The sequence below is a fragment of the Psychrobacter sp. NPDC078501 genome, assembly GCF_044900935.1.
Classification (GTDB): Bacteria; Pseudomonadota; Gammaproteobacteria; order Pseudomonadales; family Moraxellaceae; genus Psychrobacter.
Genome location: NZ_JBJDOS010000001.1, coordinates 545,511 through 567,725, shown reverse-complemented (window position 1 = coordinate 567,725; position 22,215 = coordinate 545,511). Strand labels below are relative to the sequence as shown.

The 22,215-nt window shown below is 45.0% G+C and carries 29 protein-coding genes; 1 reads left to right on the top strand and 28 read right to left on the bottom strand.

Annotated elements, in window-relative coordinates:
- Nucleotides 1-39: 39 nt before the first annotated feature.
- From ACI2IW_RS02320 to ACI2IW_RS02255, 14 genes are all read right to left on the bottom strand, one after another.
- Nucleotides 40-198, bottom strand: a complete 159-nt coding sequence (locus ACI2IW_RS02320; protein WP_404692502.1) for a hypothetical protein — start codon at nucleotides 196-198, stop codon at nucleotides 40-42.
- Between the two features lie 9 nt (nucleotides 199-207).
- Nucleotides 208-945, bottom strand: a complete 738-nt coding sequence (locus ACI2IW_RS02315) for a C40 family peptidase (protein WP_404692501.1) — start codon at nucleotides 943-945, stop codon at nucleotides 208-210.
- A 3-nt stretch (nucleotides 946-948) separates the two neighbouring features.
- Nucleotides 949-1,698: a phage minor tail protein L gene (locus ACI2IW_RS02310; RefSeq protein WP_404692595.1), complete on the bottom strand. Its 750-nt coding sequence runs from the start codon at nucleotides 1,696-1,698 to the stop codon at nucleotides 949-951.
- A 483-nt stretch (nucleotides 1,699-2,181) separates the two neighbouring features.
- Nucleotides 2,182-3,075: a hypothetical protein gene (locus ACI2IW_RS02305; RefSeq protein ID WP_404692500.1), complete on the bottom strand. Its 894-nt coding sequence runs from the start codon at nucleotides 3,073-3,075 to the stop codon at nucleotides 2,182-2,184.
- Nucleotides 3,076-3,083: 8 nt separating this feature from the next.
- Nucleotides 3,084-3,422 (bottom strand): phage tail protein, encoded by a 339-nt coding sequence (locus tag ACI2IW_RS02300; RefSeq protein ID WP_404692499.1) that lies wholly within the window; start codon nucleotides 3,420-3,422, stop codon nucleotides 3,084-3,086.
- Nucleotides 3,415-6,411 (bottom strand): phage tail tape measure protein, encoded by a 2,997-nt coding sequence (locus ACI2IW_RS02295; RefSeq protein ID WP_404692498.1) that lies wholly within the window; start codon nucleotides 6,409-6,411, stop codon nucleotides 3,415-3,417. Before ACI2IW_RS02295 ends, ACI2IW_RS02300 begins: the two co-directional genes overlap by 8 nt.
- Before the next feature lie 9 nt (nucleotides 6,412-6,420).
- Nucleotides 6,421-6,711 (bottom strand): hypothetical protein, encoded by a 291-nt coding sequence (locus tag ACI2IW_RS02290; protein WP_404692497.1) that lies wholly within the window; start codon nucleotides 6,709-6,711, stop codon nucleotides 6,421-6,423.
- 74 nt (nucleotides 6,712-6,785) lie between these two features.
- Nucleotides 6,786-7,097 (bottom strand): hypothetical protein, encoded by a 312-nt coding sequence (locus ACI2IW_RS02285; RefSeq protein WP_404692496.1) that lies wholly within the window; start codon nucleotides 7,095-7,097, stop codon nucleotides 6,786-6,788.
- 141 nt (nucleotides 7,098-7,238) lie between these two features.
- The gene (locus ACI2IW_RS02280; RefSeq protein ID WP_404692495.1) at nucleotides 7,239-7,673 is read right to left on the bottom strand and encodes a hypothetical protein; all 435 of its coding nucleotides are present in this window, start codon (nucleotides 7,671-7,673) and stop codon (nucleotides 7,239-7,241) included.
- Between the two features lie 41 nt (nucleotides 7,674-7,714).
- Nucleotides 7,715-8,065, bottom strand: a complete 351-nt coding sequence (locus ACI2IW_RS02275) for a hypothetical protein (RefSeq protein ID WP_404692494.1) — start codon at nucleotides 8,063-8,065, stop codon at nucleotides 7,715-7,717.
- Nucleotides 8,066-8,080: 15 nt separating this feature from the next.
- Nucleotides 8,081-8,467, bottom strand: a complete 387-nt coding sequence (locus ACI2IW_RS02270) for an HK97-gp10 family putative phage morphogenesis protein (RefSeq protein ID WP_404692493.1) — start codon at nucleotides 8,465-8,467, stop codon at nucleotides 8,081-8,083.
- A gap of 69 nt (nucleotides 8,468-8,536) precedes the next feature.
- The gene (locus tag ACI2IW_RS02265) at nucleotides 8,537-8,794 is read right to left on the bottom strand and encodes a hypothetical protein (protein WP_404692492.1); all 258 of its coding nucleotides are present in this window, start codon (nucleotides 8,792-8,794) and stop codon (nucleotides 8,537-8,539) included.
- Entirely contained in the window at nucleotides 8,781-9,665 is an 885-nt protein-coding gene (locus tag ACI2IW_RS02260) for a KilA-N domain-containing protein (RefSeq protein ID WP_404692594.1), read from the bottom strand. Before ACI2IW_RS02260 ends, ACI2IW_RS02265 begins: the two co-directional genes overlap by 14 nt.
- A gap of 74 nt (nucleotides 9,666-9,739) precedes the next feature.
- On the bottom strand, nucleotides 9,740-9,973 hold the full coding sequence (locus ACI2IW_RS02255; protein WP_404692491.1) for a hypothetical protein: 234 nt from the start codon (nucleotides 9,971-9,973) through the stop codon (nucleotides 9,740-9,742).
- A gap of 108 nt (nucleotides 9,974-10,081) precedes the next feature.
- Between ACI2IW_RS02255 and ACI2IW_RS02250 the strand changes: the two genes are divergently transcribed.
- Nucleotides 10,082-10,402: an Arc family DNA-binding protein gene (locus ACI2IW_RS02250; RefSeq protein WP_404692490.1), complete on the top strand. Its 321-nt coding sequence runs from the start codon at nucleotides 10,082-10,084 to the stop codon at nucleotides 10,400-10,402.
- A 66-nt stretch (nucleotides 10,403-10,468) separates the two neighbouring features.
- On the opposite strand, the gene ACI2IW_RS02245 is transcribed toward ACI2IW_RS02250, so the two are convergent.
- From ACI2IW_RS02245 to ACI2IW_RS02180, 14 genes are all read right to left on the bottom strand, one after another.
- Nucleotides 10,469-10,861: a hypothetical protein gene (locus ACI2IW_RS02245; protein ID WP_404692489.1), complete on the bottom strand. Its 393-nt coding sequence runs from the start codon at nucleotides 10,859-10,861 to the stop codon at nucleotides 10,469-10,471.
- 87 nt (nucleotides 10,862-10,948) lie between these two features.
- Nucleotides 10,949-11,287 carry a hypothetical protein gene (locus tag ACI2IW_RS02240; RefSeq protein ID WP_404692488.1) on the bottom strand — a complete coding sequence of 113 codons (339 nt, stop codon included), beginning with the start codon at nucleotides 11,285-11,287 and terminating at the stop codon, nucleotides 10,949-10,951.
- 1 nt (nucleotide 11,288) lies between these two features.
- Nucleotides 11,289-11,597 carry a head-tail connector protein gene (locus ACI2IW_RS02235; protein WP_404692487.1) on the bottom strand — a complete coding sequence of 103 codons (309 nt, stop codon included), beginning with the start codon at nucleotides 11,595-11,597 and terminating at the stop codon, nucleotides 11,289-11,291.
- Nucleotides 11,598-11,691: 94 nt separating this feature from the next.
- Entirely contained in the window at nucleotides 11,692-12,939 is a 1,248-nt protein-coding gene (locus ACI2IW_RS02230) for a phage major capsid protein (protein WP_404692486.1), read from the bottom strand.
- Between the two features lie 78 nt (nucleotides 12,940-13,017).
- Nucleotides 13,018-13,764, bottom strand: a complete 747-nt coding sequence (locus tag ACI2IW_RS02225) for an HK97 family phage prohead protease (RefSeq protein ID WP_404692485.1) — start codon at nucleotides 13,762-13,764, stop codon at nucleotides 13,018-13,020.
- Nucleotides 13,757-14,992, bottom strand: coding sequence for a phage portal protein (locus ACI2IW_RS02220; protein WP_404692484.1), 1,236 nt, complete (start codon nucleotides 14,990-14,992; stop codon nucleotides 13,757-13,759). The genes ACI2IW_RS02225 and ACI2IW_RS02220 overlap by 8 nt, the downstream gene beginning before the upstream one ends.
- Before the next feature lies 1 nt (nucleotide 14,993).
- Nucleotides 14,994-16,739, bottom strand: a complete 1,746-nt coding sequence (locus tag ACI2IW_RS02215) for a terminase large subunit (RefSeq protein WP_404692483.1) — start codon at nucleotides 16,737-16,739, stop codon at nucleotides 14,994-14,996.
- A gap of 6 nt (nucleotides 16,740-16,745) precedes the next feature.
- Nucleotides 16,746-17,219 (bottom strand): phage terminase small subunit P27 family, encoded by a 474-nt coding sequence (locus ACI2IW_RS02210; protein WP_404692482.1) that lies wholly within the window; start codon nucleotides 17,217-17,219, stop codon nucleotides 16,746-16,748.
- A gap of 104 nt (nucleotides 17,220-17,323) precedes the next feature.
- Nucleotides 17,324-17,770 (bottom strand): HNH endonuclease, encoded by a 447-nt coding sequence (locus tag ACI2IW_RS02205; RefSeq protein ID WP_404692481.1) that lies wholly within the window; start codon nucleotides 17,768-17,770, stop codon nucleotides 17,324-17,326.
- A gap of 135 nt (nucleotides 17,771-17,905) precedes the next feature.
- A complete protein-coding gene (locus tag ACI2IW_RS02200; protein ID WP_404692480.1) occupies nucleotides 17,906-18,307 on the bottom strand; it encodes a hypothetical protein in 402 nt (133 codons plus the stop codon).
- Between the two features lie 351 nt (nucleotides 18,308-18,658).
- Nucleotides 18,659-20,359 carry a primase-helicase family protein gene (locus ACI2IW_RS02195; RefSeq protein ID WP_404692479.1) on the bottom strand — a complete coding sequence of 567 codons (1,701 nt, stop codon included), beginning with the start codon at nucleotides 20,357-20,359 and terminating at the stop codon, nucleotides 18,659-18,661.
- A complete protein-coding gene (locus ACI2IW_RS02190; protein ID WP_404692478.1) occupies nucleotides 20,359-21,375 on the bottom strand; it encodes a primase-helicase zinc-binding domain-containing protein in 1,017 nt (338 codons plus the stop codon). Before ACI2IW_RS02190 ends, ACI2IW_RS02195 begins: the two co-directional genes overlap by 1 nt.
- Complete coding sequence (locus ACI2IW_RS02185; protein WP_404692477.1) at nucleotides 21,365-21,865, bottom strand: phage regulatory CII family protein; 501 nt, start codon at nucleotides 21,863-21,865, stop codon at nucleotides 21,365-21,367. The genes ACI2IW_RS02190 and ACI2IW_RS02185 overlap by 11 nt, the downstream gene beginning before the upstream one ends.
- Nucleotides 21,866-21,906: 41 nt before the next feature.
- Entirely contained in the window at nucleotides 21,907-22,203 is a 297-nt protein-coding gene (locus ACI2IW_RS02180) for a hypothetical protein (protein WP_404692476.1), read from the bottom strand.
- Nucleotides 22,204-22,215 lie beyond the last annotated feature (12 nt).

Here is a 22,215-nt window from a genome sequence, read left to right as displayed (position 1 = left end):
CAATTAAGGAGGTTGTTTGGTTTGCTTTAGGTTTTATTGTTATTTTATCTCGTTACTGATCTCATCAGCCAATTTGCTCGCTTCTCTTTCCCAGCGGCCGATAAGACTATGATCGCCCATGCAGTCAATTAGTTGGTGCAAACGATCTGTCACTTCTTGCGATATAACTTTTGACTTGTTTGTATCTGATGAGCTCATAACAATCCCCTAAAACATTGATTTATGTCTGATAATTATAGCAGTACGCCTTTGCCATTGCTCACCGTATATCTCGCGTAAGGACTCACGATTATAGGGATGGTGCAATACTAAGCTATCACCGATCACATCGTCTGTGCGCTCAGATTTGAGCTTGCCATCACCGATAAAGACTAGGGCATGATTGACATGCTCAGTACGCCCAAGACGGCACAATATCAAATCATGCTTTTGTATCGTATCGACCTCAACAAAGTCCTCTTTTTTGAAGTTATCAAGATATAGTGGCTTGCTGGCCGCTGACTCCCACCAAACATCGTCACGCTTATAATCATTAAGCGTTATATCAAGCTCACGCTGGTAATAATCTTTCACGAGCGTGTAGCAGTCCATTAATCCGTGGTGATACTCACGGCCTAACAACGGGGCTTGGTAGTCGTCTGGTTTGTGCATTTCAACGTCGATGCCATTGGTGATTATCCACGGTTTACCGTGTAGATTCATCTGTACACGGTCTGGCATTGATGGCTGACAACTACCGTCAGGATGACTATGCACGTAAGCTTTGATGTCACCTTCCTTTGACGCACCAACTAAATCAATCGGACATATCTCAAACTGAGCATCATCAGCGGCTATGTTAGTACAGGGTATGTATTCTTTACCAATGATGACGCCGCAAGCCTCACGCGGATAATCAGCGATAGCATGAGCAATGATCGCGCTTTTAATCGATTTGGTTAGCATAGTTTATCCTGATATGAGTGAGGAGCTGGGGAAACCCCCAAATGGCAAGGGATTGTTATCGCCAAATCGCAAACGGCAGTCGCTCAAACGAGCACCGCACTTATCCTTTGATGGGTCATCAGTTGGCGCACCATCTTCAGTAAACATGGCTGTACCTGTATAACCACACTCTTGACCGCGATAACGACCATGCACCGCCCAATGACAGAACGAGGTAATATCACGGCTTGGTATTCGTGCGCCTTCAAAGTCCACAGGGTTTGACAGCTCAAACGTGACTGCACTGGCGTTCTCGCTTGTCTTCTGCTCAACATACCATAGTTGCTTGCGGCACTCATTAGCTGCTTGTGGGTTACCCTCAGCAAAGTTTGCTGCGTCCAAGTATTTTGCCATCGTATTGATGACGGTGAGCTTAGCGCCAGCAAAGTCATCGTGTCTGAGGCATAGAGCACTAATCGCACCTTGTATACCGTCGATATTGTTAGCCAGTACAAGGCTTGGTGTTGATGCACGACCATCACCGCGCATCTCAAGTCCATCTGATTGTATTGGGATTGGGCTATACGTCTGACCTTGCCAAATAATATCGCGTCCATAGTCGACATCGTCATCAGCAAATGGTGTCCACGGGGTTTGCGTCGCGCCTTTCTCAAACTTAATGTTCTTGAAATACCCATCGAAATCGGTGACCCCCGAATCGTATACGCCTACTCGCGGGCGGATGTATGCGATGTCCGGATGTATTAAGTTTATAGTCGCGCGGTTATCTGTACGTGAGTAATACCCTCGATAATACTGAAAATTCTCTGTTAGGGCGCCCGTGGCTGCACCGCTTTCTTGAATTATATTCTTATTCGCGTCGTAAAGTACAAAACCGGCAATGTACGACGGTTCGTTAGTTTCTTTGAAACTTAACGTGTAGGTCTCACCTGCCTTCGCAGGTATAAAATCAAACAGCGCACTAGCCCCGTGACCGTCCGGCTCTTTTATTACTAATGTGCGGGTGTCCGAGAAGCTACCAACTGCGGTACTCCCAAGGTTGTTACGAAAATACTCTACACCCTCAAACTTGAGCAAGTTCGGATTTGAGTTTTGTATATATTGCCAATCCTCATTCGATACATGACCATGCCACCGCATAATACCAGCACCTAAAGCTGTAGCATCAAGCTCATAAAGCGTTACAAGCCCTGTGACTGAAAGCTTTTGCAAGTCTGATTCGAGCATGATGATTCCTTATTCAGCCGCCATGTTATCGATGCGGTTTGTGAGGGTGCCAATTGCAGCAGCTTGCTCGGCAATCAATTTTCCTTGCTTGACGTTCGTTGCATGCAAAAACGCAACGATAGCGTTTAGGTTAATACCTTCTGCTACACGCTCGTCTAATGGCTGCTCAATAGTATTGCCTTCGTCATCTGTCACTGTCTCAGTGTCCCGCCAAAGCGTAAATGCAGGGTCGTATGCGCCAAGCTTCTCAGCACTAAATGAGTAGTAATGATAATCAGGGTTGTCAGCTTCAGCAGTTGATCGATAGACAATAGGCGCAAGCTGCATTGCATTGGCGTAAGCTGCATCATCAAGCTCTAAATCTGCAAGTATGTCTTTATATCGCTCAGATGATGTTGAGCGTTGTAGCTCACCTGCACTATTAACGACAACGTTAGCGCCGCTTGCGGTGGTAGTGTTATAAATTGATTGATTCGTTGCAACAGCACTCCATGTCCGCCAAGCGCCGCTATAATAAGTACGTATATAGCTGCAATTTACGCCAAGCCCTTCAGCAACTTGGATTAATTCGCCATTTGACCTGCCAAGGCGTGTAGTAATAGCAAAGTAAGATGGGCCAAATTGTGGCGTGTTAAGTGTTTGGCCGCGCAATACACAATAGCGAGTGCCAGCGAAAAAATCATCGCAGTTATCAGCACTAGTTATTTTATCTCCGTCAACAAAACTATCGGTTGCAGTATGAGTTTGGTCAGCTGTAGGTACACGCCCTGTTGTTGCGCCCAATAACTTGCTAGCGGCATTAGTCTGATCTTCAAAGTTATCTTTAACCTTGCTCCATAGCACAAACTCGTTATCGCCAGTAGCGCCGTTGCCCGTTCCGGGGTTGGGAATTTGAATAGTCATACTGTCTCCTAAACGCTCATAAACTGCTCAAAATTGAGCGTGATCTGCCAAAAATTGCCTTTGCGCTGCGGCGTCGATGCGCCGGCACAAGTGTATTGTTTGGTCTTGCCGTGTGGGTCAGTCCACAAGAATGGTTTGACACCAGCATGCGCATCTAAAAAATCTAATATCGGTGCGATGACGGTGTCCCAGTCACCTGTTTTGGTGCCTGACCAGTTTTTGATTATGTTATTGATACCGAACGATGAGTGTTGTGAGTAACCGTCGCCAAACTGGGTTTTGTTAACACGATATTGAGTGTCGGCACTAGCACCCATATCCATTTGCCACGGAAATGTATCAACCATATAGCAGGCCCCCTTGACGTTTTTCTTTGATTATTTGTTGTTTTACAGCTGCTGATATCACATTGCCTAAATTGCGGCCCATTTGCTGATCAGACTCCACTGACGACTGCCCGTTGCCAGTCACTGTCACACTCACGTTGATGTTGTTTGTGCCACTATTGGAGCGCTCGTACGTACCATCATTCATCGCCTCAAGCTCTGACCGATACTTCGTGGTGGCTGCGGCGTGCGTAACAAACTCTTTGCCATGGACGGGCCCAACCGCCTGATTGGTAGGGTAGTCACCGGTATAGCCTCCTTTCATAAAACCTTTAGGGTTTAGTGACTGAATGGCGGCGGGGATAATTCCTGTCTGCAACGTAGTGGTTGCAACGGCAGGTATGTTGGCGGGGAAGGGTGCTGAACTCCATGCTTTGGCGATAGCAGTGAAGCTGGCAGATTGTGCACTGGCAAAATCAAAGGCTTTTTGAATCAGAAACATACCTTTGTAGCCTTTGCTGGTCTCACCCAATGCCATGCCAAATAGGGCAGTAATGCTTCCCAAGTTGGCAGCCTGTCTTTGCATCTCTAAATCTTTGGTAGATTGGTTGAATTGTTCTGTCAAGCGCAAACGCGCTTTTTCAGCTTGAGCTTGTTTGTCTGTATGCGTCTGCTCATACTTATCGACGATAGCCATCTTGTTATCATAGGCAACACGCAGTTTTTCGGCCTCGGTCTGAGGGCCGTTTACATCTAAGCCGTCAAAATCTACGCCGATAGATTTTTTATCGACTTGATACTGGGCGGCTCTAGCAGATATCAAATCAGTCGCATTTTTGCGCATTTTGTCGCGCGTATCTTGCAATTGATCAAACCTTTCTTTGATTGCATTAGTGGCTTTTAGTTGTGACTCTAGCTGTTGCAGAGTCTCAGCTTGTTTGACCCATTCCCTGATACGTGCCTGACTAGCGCCTTTAAATTTACCAGCGTTAATATCGTACATCAGGGAAGATAATTCGCTGGTATCGCCAAACAAGGCGATCCGTTTTCTAAAGCTATCGATGCCGTCTTCAACTACTTTGGCGGCTTGTTCAGCCATCCGCTGTGCTTCAGTGATGACCGACTTTGCGCCTTTTTTGATGCCGACTGCCATGCCCTCTGCTGTTTGCTCACCAACGGTTTTCATGACACGAGAGGGTGATCGGATATTAAGGACGCTCTTAGCTTTGGCGACTGCGCTTGATGCCATATTGCCGATAGCACTGACGACACTACTAGCGCCTGCTTTTATGCCGTTAATCAAGCCATCTACAATTTGCTTGCCGATGGTTAGCATCTTGCTGGGTAATGTATTCAATGCTGATGAGATGCTATTCTTTATCTCATTAAATTTATTGACGGTCATCGATTTTAAGGTGTTCCACTTATCAATAACCGCTTGCTTTGTAGCTTCTATCTTATTCGCGACCGTTGTTTTGATTCCCTCCCATACCTCAACTGCTTTGGCTTTTATCTCATCCCAATTACGGTACAGATAAACACCCGCTGCAACTAACGCAGTAATAGCCAGAACTGTCAACGTGATAGGACTGGTTAGTAATGCAAACGCAGCGGTGAAGGCTACCGTTGCAGCAGCACCAACGACAATCGCTGTGTTATAAATCAAAACGGCGCCGCCTACGATACCGATGGCGATAGCAAGCGATTTGCTCAATTCCTCATGCTCAATAAAAAAATCGATAACAGGGCCAATAATCTCACCAGTACGTTCGATGACTGATTTTAAGTTGTCCCATGCCATCTTCAGGCCGTCGATAGTTGCTGTGATAGCCCCAGCGACTTCAGCACTTTGAAAAAATGCAGTCATGTTGGCGACAACTTCGGGTAGGGCAGAGCTTAAGCTTCGCATTTTCTCAGCGACAACAGTAATCGCGCCGGTCGCTAATTCAAGAAGCCCACTGTCAGCAATAGCGATTTGCAGACCTTCCCAAGCAGAAACCAGACTTTTTATTGAACCATTGAGGCCTTCCATTCGGATAGCAGCCATTTCAGCAGCGGCACCCTTGGCACCGTCTAGTTTTTCTTTAAGGTTTTGCAGACTACCATCAGCAGCTGCATCTACGGCGACAGCTAGAGCGCTCATGGCTTCGACGCCTGCCATATCTTTAAAGTAAGCGAGCTTTTTATCCGCTTGCAGTCCATCAGTGGCTACGGATAGATCTTGCATCACGTCTATCATTGATCGCATATCACCGTTGGCATCTTTCAGCGATACGCCAAGCTCAATGAAAGCAGCATTTGCTTTTTGGTGCGTATTAAAACGAGTAAACATCGCCCGCATTGATGTACCTGATTGTGATGCCTGGATACCAGCGTTACCCATTACACCGATAATGGCTGTCGTTTCTTCCAAACTCATGCCCAATTGTTTTGCGATAGGCGCAACATACTTCATCGACTCGCCTAGCATTTCGACATCTACGTTGGAGCTGGCAGCTGCTTTTGCTAATACGTCTGCTGCGCGACCAGACTCCTCGGCTGCGATACCCATGCCTGACATGATGTTTGATAAAATATCGGCTGACATAGCAAGATCGATACTGCCTGCTGATGCAAGTGCTAAGGCATTAGGAATGGTTGCCAGCACTTGCTGTGTGTCTAATCCAGCTTTGGCCAAAAACTCCATGCCGTTTGCAGCTTCGGTAGCGCTATAAGCTGTTTCTGATCCTAATTGTTTGGCTCTCTCACGCAGATCGTCAAAATCTTTGCCAGTAGCCCCCGATACAGCGCTGATTGCGCCCATCGCTTCTTCAAAATTACCAGCCGTTTGCAATGTTTTAGCGCCCATAGCAGCGACAGCGGCGCCAACACCTAGTGCCATTTTCCCTGCTAACTTACCAATATCACCAAAACTCTTTTTACTATTTTTCCGCGCTCTATTGAGCTCGTTATTATAGTTGGCAGTATTTGCCTCCATGATTACCTGAATTCTACTCAGCACCGAAGCCATGACATCCTCCTATGGTTTATTTGCAGTTTTTTGATCATTGACTTTCGATGCAAAGAAGCCTCTTAGCTCAGCGGCTTGGGCCTGTGCTTTTAGCTTGGCAGTGCTTAGTCGTTCTTGTTCTTTCTGCTCAGCCGTGAGCAGGCTATAGTCATACAGCATGAAGTCGTCCAAGCCTTTCTTTTCTTTACCTGTATAGTTTTGCTGTCGCAAAGAAGCAAACTGCATGTCCAAGAATTTCCCACCGAACGGCTCTACGTATAGATAAAAGGCCTGCCACTCAGTCAGCTCACGGGCGGTCATATTGTGATCTATCCACTCGACCGTTTTGCTTAAATGCGCGGCTAGCCGAAACTTAAATATCCGTAGAGGGTGGGCTATGAGTTTTTTGCGGTATCTTCTTTATCTTCAGGTTGTAGTGCATTGATTTGGCTTGAGAAGTCATAGACCTTGGACACAATAGCGGATGGGAATGTTTTGACCAGCTCGATATCGTCATCATTAAACTCTAATACGCCATCGGCGTCGCAGACTGAGTAGACAAAGATAGTGGCTCGTACACCGTTATTTTCTACCTGCTTTTGCATTAGGTGCTCCAAACCCTCACGCTCGGCGGCAGTCATTACTTTGATGTACACATCACCAAGCTCAGGGATAGTAAGCGGCTTTACGCTGGGTTTTAATTGCATAAAGTCCGCTTTGCTTAGCAATTTTTTAGAGGTTTTTCCGGTCATTTGATTACTCACTTATAGGTTATAGATATTTTTTATAAAAAAAAGGCGCAGAGATTTTTAGCTCTCTACGCCTTTCATTTGGATTGATTTTGCCAACTAAGGGGTTGCTGTGATCTCAGAACTGATGACCAACACACCTTCTACTTTTAGCATGTCTTTTTGTTCTGCTATCAGATTAAACTCTTTAATCATACCGTCGAAGACATAACCTTCAGCGGCAGCGTCAGGATCAATGAACTCAATCTTATTTTTGATGACTGTAGAGTTGTTGTAGGCCGCCTTTAATTTCATATGCTGCGGGTCAGTGGGAATGTAATACAAGGTAAATGGGATTTCTGAGGTTTCTTTAAAGTTAGGCACCGCATTGACGGTAGAGGTTGCATCTGTAGGCGTGACATCAACAACAATTTTAGCCAGCTTTGGCATTTCCATTTCATTCAAAAACTCTACTTGATTAAAAGTAGGGATATCATCAGTCGCAATACTCCAAGTGTATTGGACGTTTACTAGTTTATCAGCTGAAATAGCCATATTTATCACTCTCTCTGATTGGTGGTCGGTGTGGGGGTTGGTTAATTGGTTTGCCAGATATGACACTCAACGCTTTGTCTGTATAAATCAGCATCCTCATCATGCATATATTTACGGCTATCGTAGTGAAACGGCTTTACCGTGTCTTTCAGGATTTTGAGCATTTGGTTGGTTGTATCTTCGCAGTCGTCATAGTCGTCGTCATAGACGTCTAACTGCAAATAAGCCAGTTCTCGACCTGTATAGCCTGCTATGACATTGGTCCCATTGGCATTGAGCACGGTATAGACCAGATACGGTGTACCTTTTTCGCCCTCTGGTCTGACTAATGGATAGACCTTATTTTCAAATAATACGCCTAGGGTGCTATAAATAACCTCGCTAGCTTTCATAGGTTGCGCCTTTAGTTATCCGATCATTACTTTGTCGATTTCAGCTTTGAGCACTTCTTTGAACTTACCGATACCTTCTTCGTGTTTGCTGTCTACAGCAGGTCTGATAAATGGAGTAGGTGCGATGCTACTGGTACCGTTTTCTAAAAAGTACCAGTAAAAGCCTTTACTGCCTACAAACAACCCAACAGCGGGTTTTGTGGTATAGCGCATTTGTTTGGATCGGATGTCTTTTTTTAGCACGCCTTTATCGACTGGCGCGAGTTTTTTGGCTTCTTTTTTGATTGGTGCGATACCAGCGTTCAATGCTTTTCGCATCACCTTTTTTTTTGAGGTATCTATCAATCTATCGAACTGTTTGTCGAGCTCGTCCAGTCCTTCTATTCGGAACTCCGCGCTCATGAGGTCTCCTTATTTTGGGCAATAAAAAACCCCATCGGATGACGGGGCTTTTTTTTAATTGGGTTATATCTATTTGGCGACTGGCTGATTGAGCATATCGCGCACGGTGTCTAGATTGAGGTTGATTAAATACAGCAAGCTATGCAGCTCTCGATTTTCTTCGTTTGAGATTAGCTCTTGTACGACACCGATAGTGCCATCTAGATAGGCGGTTATAGCGTCTGCACGGTCTATCTGACTATGCGGCTTCACTTCGAAGTAAGGATGAGTCGGCTTGGCGTTATGGATATGCAGGGTGTTGACACTATTAATATTAAATTGAGTCATGATATTCCCCTTGCGCGATCGCTGCATTTTGCGTTGGGCGCAGACCATAAGTTGCCGCATATAGCTGCTGATTCGCATTCAAAGCGATTTTAGACAGCACATTCACATTGATTTTTCGATGCTCGATGAGATGGGGCAACATATCTACGGTTACAATAACCTCCTCAGTATCAAGCTCACGCATGACCATGCGGCCGTTACTATCGATAGTGCCGATGAATTTACCAGAGGACAATGCTTGATTGACCATGGTAGTAGGAGTGCCGTGCTCGATGACGACAGCCGTTTCATCTGTTTCTGATAGAGCGGTTGGCTCATAGTTAGACTGATGAGACGTCTCAGCAATTTGGGGATACCTCATCCGCTGTATGTATTCTGTCGCCTCACCAACTTGGCTGACGGTCAAGTCACCCAGTTTATCAATATTAAAACGATGATGAATAAGACTAAACACATCATCATAGCCAATACCAAGTTTGTATTGAGTGATTTTAGCGGCCTTGACCAAGCCGTTACGATCTTTAACGCTAGATAATGATTGTGATGGATCAATATTTGAAGCTGCTGTTACCAGATTGTCGAAAGTACGAATTACTAAAAGTGCAAACTTTGGACTAATCCACATTGCGTAACGGTAGACTAACTCTTTACAAACGTAGGTTCCTTGCAAGGATCTATTGTTACCACCTTTTACTACTCGAATAACTGACGGATTACCCGATGTGCATTTTCTCACATCGGATATTTCTTCTGCTAATTCAAAAATTAAATCTTTTGTTTCTTGATTACGTAAAAAGAAAGTAGGACGATGTTTATCCGCCTTACCGCTTGCTTTATGTAGATCATTAAGTGAATACAGCCCATCAATCATAGTGATAGCTTTGTCAAGAATATTGATTTGTAAGTTGTTGCCTCTATTGGGGTCATTTGCTATAATAGTCATGTTTAGTTCCTTTCCGAATTAGATTTTAGTGAAGCAGATGTGTTACTTTCGACGGTATCATCTGCTTTTTTTGTGCCTGATTGTTTTTCAACCTGTTCACGAGCTTGTTCCAAATGCATGTTAATTTCACCCAATAAAGAGCGATGATTATTAACGGCATTTGTTTTTAACCACTGATGCAGGTCTTTGGTTAGCCTTAATTGATATTGGACAGGGTGAGTTCGATTTGCAGACATAGTAAATTCTCTTTTGTTATTTAGATAAGTACCTACTAGGTACTATTAGATAGTAATCTAACTAGCATTCTGTGTCAACACCTAGTAGGTACTATATGGAATATTTATATGACTTTACAAACTGAACCTCAATACAAACTAAGAATGCCGCATGAGCTAAAAGATAAAATCAAATCTTCAGCAGAAAATAAAAACCGTTCTATGAACGCTGATATTGTGGCAAGGCTTGAGCAAACCTTTAAGCAGGAAGAGAGCAGTGATATGCCCAGCGCCAGCAACGTACTTATTGTCAGTGCGATGTACCAGACCTTACGAGAAGAAGGTTATACGCATGAAAAAGCCGAGCAAGTGATTACTGACTCCGTTAAAAAGCTACTAGATATGGATTTTATTAAAAAGAATTATAATAATGCAGTAGATAAAGATTAACGATTTAACAGGTAATGAATAATAAAAAGCCCACCGATTGGTGGGTTTTTTGTTTATGGGTTGCCTTTATAACACACCATATTTCAATATATTGCCGTCTACATCGAAGCTACATATTGCTTGCTGCATGACCTCTCCGCCAGAAGCGTTTTTAGAGTAAAAATCAAAGCCAACGATATGCTCGTTATCTACAAAATTATATTTAACAGAAGTCACGCTTGGATCAAACGACCTTGGGTTAGTGAGCTGCTCTTGTATTTTTGGCTTACAATCGAAATATAAACTAAGGTCGCTGATCTTCTTTTCGTCACTCTTAGCCACAACTGCGTCACTCTTTGCGATTTCTTCCTCGGTCTCTTTTTCATCACAACCTATGACCAAAGCGAAAAATAAAACACAGATACCAATGATCGCTAGTGCAGGTTTTCTAGTCCAGTTTAACTTATTTTCGCTTGCCATAAGATTGCTTATATTAGTTAAAGTACAGCCAAGTATATTACGAGTGACAGCATTAATCTAGCAATCACAGAAACAAATAAGAAATAATTAGCTGTTAATCTTTGTACGACATACCACGATTTTTTTATTGTCTTGCGGTACAGGCATGATCCCCAGCACCTCATAGACGAAGCCACTGCCATCTAGTACTTGTATATCATCTTTAGTTTGAATATCAGTTGCCATATCGACGTGCATTTTTGCATCTATCGATGACCCAGCGGCGTGACCTTCCACAAAGTCTCGAGTGCTGATGGGTAGTAACTCACACCAAGTTTGCATCGTCACGCTATCGGTAGACTTAACAGCGCCAGTATTAGTTCTGGTGGTTATTTTTCGCACGATGCCGATTGGCGTACTAAGCCGACCTCGACTGATCTTTGCCATGTCATACTCCCATCTTGCGATATTTATTCAGCAGTCTATCGAGCGCGAGATTCATGTGCAGCTGCTCAGTTTGCTGCGCTTCACGGTTTTGGTACAAGTCACCGATGACAAGCAGTGCAGCATGTTTTAATGATTCAGATAATTGGCCAGACGGTGTTAAGCAGATATCCTCTGTTAGCTCACGATCAAGCTCATCAGCGATTAATTGAAATGACGTAGGGATAAGCCCTGCAATATACGTATCATCTATCTCATGTGTGACACGCAGGTGCGATTTGGCTTGTTCAAGCGTGATAGATGCAGTGATCATAGATGATGCCTATATTGAGTTAGGATAAAAAAGACCGCTGGCAGACGTGCTACCAGCAGCTAGGAGAAGCCTTTCAACTAATAATTATCTAATCTTATGGACCGACGTTAACTAGGTCGCCCGTCACAGCAGCATCAGGCATGACAACACCAAAGGCAGCACGCATCTCAGCACGTACCGTGACCAGATTTTTGCGGAAGTTATCACCATCTTCAGTAGATAGCTCAACGGTCGCGTCTTGGCGAATATAACCTTCAGTCGCCATAGTAATATTACCTGCCCAGAATTTACCAACTGGCATCGATGGTGACTGACTGACTGCCAACCCCCAAATGAAAGGTTGAACAGCGGCACCTGGCGAACCAAATAAGTAATGACCATCCGTGCCTTTAGCTTGTTCAATCTCTGCCCAATCTTGTGGATTCAGGATAACCGTTTCAGGCGGCAGAAAATTGGCATAGGCTTTGGCTTTTGCAGTACTGATAGTATCGATAGCATTGTCATTAGCAACGATAGTTAGGCTATTGCCAGCTTTCATTAAGCCTTTAAAGCTTTTGGTATCGCCATTGATAACCAAGTATTCGAGTTTCAGACGCAAACCATAAGACATGCGACCTTCGATATAAGCAGCCAATGCCGGAGCATCATCGAGCACTTGATTGCTGACACGAACCCAATGAGCGATGACGTCAATCTCTAATGAATCAGGGCCAAACGTCAGGCTTGATTCAGGCTTAAGCTCGCCTTCAGCCACAATATCAGCCATAAAGGTTACGGCGCTTTCACGCACATAAGGGATAAGTGGTACCGACGTTGGAATCCAGTTGATCATGTTGACCAGTGTCAGCGGATTACTAGCTGGGTTAATCATTTTGGCATCGTTGATATTGCCAGCCGTGTTGATTGTGCCAAGCATGACGGTATTACGTGCAGAGACACCATCAATCTGTACTTTGCCGCGTGAGTGCTTGATTGCTTTGATTTCTTGCGAGATACCTTCATTGCGAGAGAGTAGGCCGCCGATGCTATTAGCATCAAGCTCACCGTCTTGAACGCCCTTGACCATGCGTTGCTCAAGCTCTTCAAATCTGGCAGACAGATCACCGACGTCTTTTACGCTTTTTTGCAGATCTTCGATAGCATCGCGCGTTTCAGTGTCATCTTTGTTTTCAGCAAGTAGTTTTTGCTTTTTTTCAATCAGCTCGTCGAGCGTGGCCAAGCGGGTTTTAAGCTGACCAGCGAGCTTTTCATATTCATCTTTAGACGTGCCACCCGCATCACGGGTCATAACACCCATGCCAGACATAGCGCCAGCGATTGCAGCAGTTTTAAAATCACGCATAATATTTTCCTTTAGGCAAAAAAATAGCTACCAAGTGGCAGCATTATTTAGGGTTTGATTGATGTTGAAAAAGATAAATTACTTGTCTAAAAATGCAAAGGGGTCATCGTCTTTGCTAGTATCATCAGCGCTGGTGCCCATGATGCTGTCAAGTTTGGATAGAAAGTGCCGTGCATCGGCTTGATCAAGACCTAGCTTGGTCAGCATATCGCATGCATCGCGTTCATCAGCTAGGTTGTTAATTGTTTCTGCTTGGCGGTTGATACGAGCACTGCGGTCACTAGGCTCATCAACGACACTGATTTCAAATAAATCTGCGCGTTTGATTAAGATATGACCGTCTTGCTCTTCATAATCCATTTCAGTTGGGTTATAAAAACAAATGGATAAGCCATCAACCGTAAGGTGACGCATCATTGCAGCAACAGCAGTGGCCAGTGGTAAACCTTGGGTGAGTTCGCCTTTGACACGTAAGCCGATATCATCCTCTTCAAATTCTACCCATCGACCAACACGCATAGCTGCATTCGTATCAAACATGTTGCGCCAACCGTGGTTGTAATACATATGCACGGTTTTTTCGCTATTGTTGAACGCACTAATCATATCGGCGAAGGCGCCACGGGCAAACTTTTCACCATGTAAGTTGATGCTATCCCATTTGACTGCATAGCCTTCAAATGTATAAGTAGCAGCACCGTCTTTGTCAGGTTCGGCAAAGCGTATCTTGGTATCGATGACTGGAATACGGCGTGTACTGACAGATTGCAGTAGCTCACTGCGGCCATCGCGACAGTGCAGCGTTTGCAGTGAGTGTTTATTCATTGCTGATATCCTTAGTTTGGTCTAATGAAGATTGTTTAGCGACAACATTAAGAGGCGCAAAGCCTAGCTGCATATAGAGTTCGTCGCCCCCTTCTTGTGGTTTCCAGCCTTCAGCGCGTCGTACCTCGTTGGGCGTTCGCTGACCGGATGTGATCTCGGTGTTATACATCTCAACACGCTCTTTACGACTTGATCGCAAAATAGCATCAGCGTCAATTTCAAACTGATATTTGTCCCAGTCTTTACGCGGTATTAGTGTGGTTAGCATTGATAATTCAAGGCGCTCAAGGTAGGGCCGCAAGTTGAATTTATGAAACGCCTCAATGATTGCTGAGATGCCGCTGCCCCAGTTGCTAGATTGCGTACTGTCGTTAATCAAAATACTAGGTACACCGAACATACGCGCAATCTCTTCTAAGCTAAATCTGCGCGTGGCCAATAATTCAATGTCACTAGGCGTCAAACTAATGGCTTCAAACTTCATATCAAGTGGTAACACTGGCATAAAGGTTTCATCGCCGCTGGTTAATTCGCCCATTTCATCGCGAAGTGCTTGGCGTTGTTCGGCAGTCGGTGAGCCCTTCGTCATTAATGCGCCAGTGGGCTTAGCGCCATTACGCATGAGCGACGTTATCTTATCGTCTGACGCATCTGCTACAGCGACGGCTTTGGCAGCGTGTTGCAATGGTGATAAGCCTTTTATACCGTTACCAAATAGCTTTACATGCCATATATCAGATTCCTTAAAGTCACGGCTGAAAGCTGATGTGATCTGGTGGCGGTAAGTAAGAACATCGTCTTTTAAAATAACCGTCATATTCGATGAGTTGATAATATCTAGACTAAGAATACGAGAGTTCTTATCACCTACGCGTGTAATTCTGACGTATGCATTGCCGTCACTGACCAAGTTGAGCATCAGTTGTTCCATAAACTCAATGCGGTTTTGCCGTTTATTGGGTTTATATCTCAGCAATTTCATGACGTCATGATCTGCTTTAGTGTCTAAATACCCATCTTTGTCTTTGGTGTATAAATCAATAGGCATACTAGCAATAGTTTCAGCAAGCAATCTAATTGATGCAAAGACCGCCGTGACGGTCATCGCGGTATCAAAGGTGACAGGCTTGGCTGTTTTAGTGACAGTACGAGTAGCGTTTTGATTGCCGTCCACGGGGTCACGCGGCGCGTAACCAAACCATGCAGCGACGGTTTGTATGAATGCCATGTTATCCCCTGAAGCTTACAAAGTCGTTTAAATAATCACCAAGCTGTGTCTCAAAATCTTGGCTCGGCAAGTCGCCTGTTTCGTCATAGTACTGTGCGCGATTGGTCGCGATGATTGAAGCAACAGCCCCATCAATTTTGCTAGCGTCTGATTCCTTACGAGGAAAAACATTGTCATTGGCGTCTTTTTTGACAGTGACGTTGCCCATACACCAGCGCAATATAGGATTACCGTCGTTGAGTACACGCTTTGCAGGTAACAGCGCACCAATATGTTTCATTGGTTCGCTCAAATAAGCGACGCGCTGTGGCACTTCGACCATATTGAGACCTTGCTCATTTAAACGCATAGCTAAATATGTGGCATTAAAAGGGTCATAACCTGTTTCTTGCATATCATAATTTGCAGCATCATCAACAATATCGCGCTCGATGCGCTCAAAGTCTGTAATATTGCCATCAGTAACAGTTAGCCAGCCTTGGCGTTCCCATTCAATAAAGCGTTTTTGATTGGGATTGTTAGCGTTGTCGAGCTGCGCACGGTTGATATAAAAGTTCGCAAACAAGTAATAATATGACTCACCGTCTATCTTTTTCACAAACAATTTAACGCGTGATGCCAAATCAACTTTGGATGCCAGATCAAGACCACCAAAACATGGGTAGTTTTTAAACTGTTCGGGTTTTAGTGTTTTGTCGGTAGCATCGTCCCAGTCTTGCATGTTGAGCCAACCGCTGCGAGCAGCAACCCAAACGCATAAATGCTTGGTTAAAAAGTCAGCTTGAGCATCAGGACTAACAGCTGCGCGTTGATATTCAGCTTCGAGCGCAGCTTTATAAACCGAAACACCGTAGTTGGGGTTTGCTTTGCGCCAACTCTTAGGGTCTCGCCAATCGTCGGCGTCATCTATCGTGTAGATAATGCCAAAGTAACGGTCATGTGATTCAAGCCCAGATAAAACCTTGGCGACCAAAGTGCGTTGCTCGTAGCAAACACCGTCTAAAATAAAACCGGCTGTAGTGATAGCGAATAGAAGCGGCTGCTCACGCGCACCCATGCCCGTAGCCATGACTTCATAAGTATCGTTTGATTTATGCGCATGTAGCTCATCGATGATAGCGCCTTGAACGTTTAGACCATCCAAGTTGCCCCCGTAATCACGACTGACGGCTTTGAATGTTGATGTGGTGGCAATGGAGCTGACAGCATGTGCAGTCACTTCTATGCGCATAGCCTTTTGCATATCGGGGCGTTTTCGCACCATACTTTGCGCAGTTTCAAACACAATGCGTGCCTGGTCGCGGGTAGTTGCTGCCGAATAAACTTCCGCGCCCATCTCGCCATCAGCAAAGCATAGGTACAAGCCGATACCAGCGGCCAATGTAGACTTGGCGTTCTTGCGTGGTACTTCTACGTATGCGTAACGGTATCGACGTTTGCCATCAAAGTCTACCCAGCCAAACAAGTTGGCGACGATGAATATTTGCCAAGGTTCAAGCAGTATCAATTCGCGGTTGTTTGCCAGTTCGCCCTTAACGTGTGGCAGCAGCTCTATAAAACGACAAGCCTTTGCAGCCAGCTGACTATTAAATTCAAACTCAAACCCTGATTCATTGTCAGCGCGCTTGAGGTCTGTCAGGTGGCGTTGGCACGCTTGGCGCACATAGATGCACGCATCGATAGTGCCGTCGACTACATCTGTTGCGTATTGCGTCGCGATATTAGCGTAGGCAATAGCATCTGACATAGTTTTTTAACCTTGGTTAAACTCCCCAAATTCACTGTCGCCAAACAAACTGCCTTGAGCGACATCGACTTTGATACTGGAGCGTGCAGCAGGGGATAGACCAAATTCGCGGCCTAATGATATGAGCTGTTTTTGTAATGTGTTACGGATACTGACCAGTGCGGTCTGGACCATAAAACCGTTTGGTGTTTTACCAATCCAAGTATCGATATCTTCGAGCTTAGTGCAGACATCGCCATAACGTGCTGATGTTTCGGCATACGCACCAAACAGATCGCCATCAATAACTGATAGCAATCCAAGAGCGACCAATTGTGGTGCTATCTTGTCCCACTGCTTGCGTGATTTGGCGTCGAGCCAGTCGGGGCAGGGTGGTATAGCCAGTGTTGGTTGAGCAGCGTTGCTGGCAGCTTCACGGTCGCTACGGACACGGCTACCTTGCAACACTTTGAGCTGCGTCGGTTTACGTGGACGAGACATAGTGTCACCTGAGAATAGTTATTGATTGATGGGGTATACCCCCTACAGAGTTTTGACCATGCGAAAATTCTCTTGGGGGCGGTGGTCTTGGCGGGGTTTTATATTTACTTTTTACCCCACCCTCCCTGCCTGAGCTGGGCAATTTCGTAGTCAGATAATTTATTATCGACCGTCGTTGTCTTGATTGAGTGACATGAGTAGCAAAGGGGCTGCCAGTTTGTCTGATCCCAAAACAATTCTTGATTGCCGCGATGCGGTAGGATGTGATCGACTACGTCAGCACCTCTGGTGATGCTTTGCATCATGCAATATCTGCATAATGGTTCATCGTTGAGAAACCCTAACCGTGCTGAGCGCCATCTGGCATCGTAACCGCGCTGAGCAGATGACGGTCTGTTGTCTATCCGTTTGAGCTTTGCGGGTTCGGCTTGCTTGACTTGGAATTCTGCTTGGCGTTTAGGTTTGGGCTTATGTATCCTGCAAACGCCATTGGCGTCAGCACTGGCGTTGCAACCTGAATGGCTGCAAAGCGTGGTAGGCATCGATGGCATAAGGATTGCTCATAAAGAAAGCCCACTGCGGGGGCAATGGGCTTAACTGGTTATGTTTGGTTGATGCTGCCGTGTGCTTTACGATTAGGCAGGAACTTCGAATATGAGAAATCTTAGGTGAAACTGTTCCATTAATCAAGTAGCCTCTGAATAGCCAGTCACTTGAAATTGTATCTTAGCCCTTGCCGATGCTGCGTTCTGGCTCATATCATTTAGTATAAATTCGATATGATCTGACATCTGATTGCGTGACCATGTGGCCTTAGGGATGTTGGCAAAGGCTGCACGTTCGTTACCACTCCAGGCATAGCCGGTTGCTTCGTTGATCGGGTACTGGCATTCCACCAATGCGGTACAAACTATCTTGTCGATATGCTTGCTTGGTACTGCTGTCGAAAGCTTGGTTGAGTAGGCTGCTGATAGTCGAGCTTGGATAGCTGTATCAAAGCCATCGTTCAGATAATGGTAGCAGTCTGACTGGTGGTCGTTTAGATTTGCATATGCTTCAGCAGCAGCTCTTAAGTATTCTTGACGCATGATAAATATCCCCCGTTATTTATAGCCAATATAGGAGCGTGTGCATAGTTACGTCAAGATGTGCATAGTTGGTTTTAAACTATGCACATCTACAACCCTTGGTATTACTGGCTTATAGGACTGATGTTCATAGTGTGCATAGTGTGCATAGTTATATCTCCGCATGGGAATAAAAAAAATATCTATGATTGTCTTATATATTAAATAAATAATTATTTCCCGCGCGCGCATACGAAAAAACCCTGCACACTATGCACAGGGTTGCTATAAGCTATATAGGGTAAGGTCTGTAGACGTGCATAGTTGTATTTTAAACTATGCACATGGGGTGCACACTATGCACATGGTTGGCTATTTGGGTTCAAGTTTCTGACCGATAGCGTTTTTCATGAGCTGTATTTCTTTGCCAAGCCATATTTGTTGGTTGGCAGCTGTAGGTGTTGGATAGTTTGTTGGCATCTTAACAGCAATAATCGTGGACTGGACAGGTTTGCTGTTATTAGGTAGTTGGTATCTTAGCCGCTCTTTGTGTTCACGTCTACCAATATATGTCATTAATTTTGTTTTGGTAGTACCGCGCTCGCCACCTTTACGGCACCAGTACTGGTAATAGTCGTAAAGATCGTCAGTTAAGCAGCTGCAATAAGGTATACCGGCTTCGCCGATCACCCAATCATCATAGAATACTTCCCAGTTTGGTTGGCTTAATCGGATGAGCTGACGTTTGCTATTGGTCATAAGCGCAGGTGTATGCGCTGTCTGGTCTTTTAAATCCATCATCATGAGTAGCGTGTAAAAAGCACGTAGCATCTTGTCATCGCTGTCAGATAGTGCTGATGCGACATCATTTAGAATGGGTGCGGGAATCTTTTGTTGCGGATAGCAGACCACATGACGTCTATCGTTCTGCTCAAGTGATAGAGGCATCATGTTGTTAGACAAAAATATCGCATTGACGAAGTTGTCTTGCTGCCACCCGCTCATGAATTTCTTGCTGATATAGATAGTGTTGCCTGTGATGAGCTGCTTGACCATGCCCATCTGTGAGTAGCGGTCGCTGCCACTGAATATCTCTTCAAAAAGAGCATAGAGCTTGTTGGATACCCAATCATTGTACTGTGACTCAAGCTGACCTTGACCAAGCGTTACGGCGTAATCGCCATAGATGCGTGACATGATACGGTCGAAAAATAATGACTTACCCGCGCCTTGTACTTCACCGTGAAATATCAAGGCAGTATCGAGCTTGGTACCAGGCTGCTGTAGCGGTATGGCCAGCCATCTAAGCACCCATTCATAGACTTCTTGTTTGCCTTCGCACAGATGCAGCAGCAGGTCAGTGATCGGCTTGCACATAACAGCAGCGTCACTTAACTCAGTATCGATAGGCTTTAGCGGTAAGCCATCAAACGTGTTGATAGCGATGTCATTAGGGTTTTTGGGTTGTTTGGAGTGAGTTGGGTCGAACCAGATATTGTCAGCTTTTACTGTGGTGCGTGATTCGCTTTTTAGCCAAATCTCGTACTCATTGGGCCATGCTAGCTTGATGGTGTCTACTGGTAGCCTTATGTGCTCAACATCGTCCCACACTTCTTTTGTGCCATATATAAGAAAGTAACGGTCAAACATTGATTTTGCTTCAACCGCTAGTAGCTCGTCTCGGTCTTTGCTAACGTCTGCTTTGCTAATCTTTTCGTGCTTAGACTCCCACCAACGTGCCGCTAGTTTTTTATTACCGATCTCATTGGCGAACTGAGTCTTTGTATACTCAATCTTATTTACGATGTCATAGACTTTGTTGGTTACTTTGCCGATATCGGTAATCTGATAATACTGCTTGAGCATATTGGCTAAGCGCATATCTTGTTCGATGTCAGCAGGTACATTGCCGTTATGCTGTGCGATAGGCGCGTCAGTAGTGCTGTGATCATCATTGGCAGCTTGGGTCACTATTGATTGGTTCGCCAGTGCGTATTTGATTTGACGTGCTACTTCGTTGAGTCCTGCAGCTGCTGCAAGGTCATTAAAATCTGTGTGTTGTTTGCCTTGCATTACGCTGCATCCTTATCTATGTCTAATATGTCGAAGCTTGGTGTGACCATTTCGCCGCCAACGGTAACCGCTGCTTGTTTGGCCTTATAAATACCAGCGTTATACTCGATAAGTGGCTTTGGCTCTTTGCCCTCTGATATGTCCTTATCGCGCATCTTGACTGCTGTAGCGCTATCGTTATCTGCGCAGATGATGATGCGATGATCAGGGTATTGGGCTCGTATTGACTGTGCGACTGGGATTAAGTTGTTTGCATTGAAAGCGACAACAACAGGCAAGCTGTAGCTCATTGCATCAAATATGGTAGCGCCTGTGGCGTAACCTTCGCATATCAAAACAATACCACCGCCGAACATCGTAGTATTGCCAATCAGATGGTAAGCGCCATTCACCAATCCACCCTTTAAGAACAGCTTTTCGCTATCAGGCGCTATCGTCTGAATGTTAACTAACGTCACAACTTTAGTGTCTTTATTATAGTAATTCATAGGAATGACTAGATTGTCATTAGCATCTTGGCGCAGATTGATAGACGCGATATTTTTGCGCAGCAGATACGGATGATCGTTTGTAGCTGGTCTTGCATTGTCCCAAATACTAGTAGCACGCGCTGCGGCATCGATACGAGCTTGGCGCTTTTCAGCTTTTTCTGCTGCTTCACGCTCGACTTGCTGTGATTGCCACTGTGCGCGCTGCTCATCAGTCACTTCGCTAGTTGCATCAAGCCCGATAGCGCCTGCTATCAGCTTATTTGTCTCATAAACATCAAGCCCAGTATATTGCTGTACAAGCATAAAGCCATTACCAGCGCCACACTGTGAACATATCCATGTGCCTTCACCGCGTTTGTCATCACAACGGAATCTATTAGAGCCACCGCACATCGGGCATGCTTGATGCTGATGGGCAGCTTTGGTGAAGCTAATACCAGCGGCGGGGAATATAGTTGAGACATAATTACCGATAGCTGCTGCGCGAATGGCGTCAAAATCAAGCGGTGTGCGTTTATCTGTCATTATTTCTCTCCATATTGCGTTCAGCATTTTTTAAGATTGTTTGAATATGACTAATCAATGCATAGCCGTCTTTTTGCATGCTCGCATATTCATCAGGCTCAATGACTTTGTCAGCATAAGCGTCCAATGATGTGCTATTGAGATCTGCGAACTTTTGACCAAGTAAGGCAATATCAACCATCTCATCGCACTGGTTGTTTTCATCAGGCAATAAAAACCATCCAGCGTTGCCATGTGCACGGCAAACAGCGTCCATGATTAAAGATGACTGGGTAGCACTTAGGACTTGCTCAATGAGCAATGGTGATAGTGTGTGACAAGTGCGCTTTGGGTTAACTTGCAGCACTGCTGTGTTGTACGTCAGACCAAATGTCTCACAGATACCGCCAAGTGTGCCGCGTGGCTTCATCGCAGCTTGATAGACTGCTGCTTCTAAATCTAATACGCAGTTTTCAGCACGCTGTGCGGCTGTATATTTTTGCTTCGACATATTGCCCCCGTTATTGTCGTTCTTTTATTGCAGTGCTGTTGCTATGCTAGATGTTGTTGATTACTTGGATCGTTGGCTGCTGGTGGAAAAACATCTGGACGTAGATCATGACAACTACAGCCAGCCACTTGGCTAAATGCCAGTACATGAGTTGGGGCAACACCAGCGTCACGGTTCACCCAGTTGCTTACTTGAGTTGAATAGGTATGACGGATTTGCATGTCTACAGGAAGGTTTTTATTGATAACGTCAACCCTGCTATTGATTAAGCGAACTAACTCAGCAAGGCTGCCAGCATCTTTGATTGCTTTAGTAATAAGATTTTTATGTTTTAACATTTCGATTGCTCT